This window comes from Blautia sp. XA-2221, assembly GCF_028767025.1.
Taxonomy (GTDB): Bacteria; Bacillota; Clostridia; order Lachnospirales; family Lachnospiraceae; genus Blautia_A.
On sequence record NZ_JAJQXX010000030.1, the window covers coordinates 1 to 1617 of the forward strand.

A 1617-nucleotide genomic window follows, 5' to 3' on the forward strand; every position below is an offset into this window, starting at 1 on the left:
ACATCTCTGTGATTTTTATTTTCTCTTTTTCAGATATTCTAATAACATCCCTCAAATGCAATGTTCCGCTATATATACGCACATAAACAAAACGCCGCCTTTTCTCTGAATATTCAATCTTAAAAACCTGCCCGCATAGTTCAGATTGACCTTCAGGCGTTGATGAATAAAATTTACTGGCAATTACTTCTATAAGCTGCCGAATCCCCAGATTGTTTTTAGCGCTTCCGTGATAAACGGGAAATAACGTTCCGTTTTGGAATCTCCTGTTTTCTTCCTGTTCCAGTTCTGACATTTTAAACGGTTTCCCTGACATATATTTCTCTAATAGTTCATCGTTTCCCATAATTACCGCATCCCACTGTTCCATATCGTCATTGTCCGTTACATTTATATGGGGATGCTGCCCAACCTTTTGCTTCACTATAATTTCCGAAGAAAGCTTTGCTTTCATTTCCCGATATACCATTGGCAAATCAATCCCCTCTTGGTCAATTTTATTGATGAAAAAAATTGTCGGAATCTTCATTATCTGTAGTGCATGAAACAGTATACGGGTCTGTGCCTGTATGCCATCCTTTGCAGAAACTAATAATACTGCTCCGTCTAATACGGATAAAGAACGGTATACTTCCGCCAAAAAATCCATATGGCCTGGCGTATCTATAATGTTGACTTTTACATCCTCCCACTGAAAAGATGTCACTGCTGTCTGGATAGTGATTCCCCTTTGACGCTCCAAATTCATTGTATCTGTCCTTGTTGTGCCTTCATCTACGCTCCCTAGTTCTGCAATTGCACCACTGGTATACAATAAACTTTCCGTTAATGTTGTCTTTCCTGCGTCAACGTGAGCCAGAATGCCTAAGTTAATTATTTTCATGTGATTTTCCTCCTATCAACACCCAAAAAAGGGCATAAAAATACCCAGTGATAAATACTCCTATCACTGGGTAAATAACTCCAATAGCCCCAAAACACTTATATGTTTTCGGGCATATAAAATTACATGATAAAAGTATTCTTAAACTGGGTACAAAAAACTAAGCCCCATATTAAAAGTGAAACGGGACTGCTACTTTTTGTTCCCACTATCAAATTGACAGTTTATTTAAGAATACCTTGCCGCATATTTATTAACTCCTTGTATAATACTGAATCTAATTATATTCCTTAACCCTTTATTTGTCAAGCTGACAAACTAAAGCAGAAAAAGCGGCAGGATTTCCCCCTGCCACTAATCATCTGTTTATGCAAAAATAATTTCCTTTTCCACAATCTCCCTCGCACAAGCCCTTATGTTATTGAGGCATCCTGTCCATTCTAAGGCGTTTTCTGCCTTTAGCTGTTCCGTTATGCCCTGTGCCTGTTTCATACCCTCTATGAGCCTTTCAAAGCGTTCCTGTGCCTGTCTGTTGATGTCGGCAAGGTAGGCGTTTAGCCTGCCGCTTGTAAGAAGATTGGTGTATGTAACTTTACGGTACTGTTTTAGATAATCTAAATGCCGTTGCCCCCAGATGCCTATTGCCTGTTCTTCTTCGGCGGGTACAGTTAAGCACGGTATCAAATAATCCCCTTGCCTTTCGTATTTGCCGCCCAGTTCCTCAAATAATGATT

The 1617-nt window shown here is 39.5% G+C and carries 1 protein-coding gene and 1 pseudogene; both read right to left on the reverse strand.

Annotated features, from left to right (window positions below):
- Positions 1-883: pseudogene (gene tet(O) / locus LU279_RS13425) on the reverse strand (tetracycline resistance ribosomal protection protein Tet(O)); the annotation flags it as partial.
- Positions 884-1249: 366 nt separating this feature from the next.
- The coding region (locus LU279_RS13430) for a TnpV protein (RefSeq protein WP_243105313.1) at positions 1250-1617 on the reverse strand (368 nt) is incomplete at its 5' end.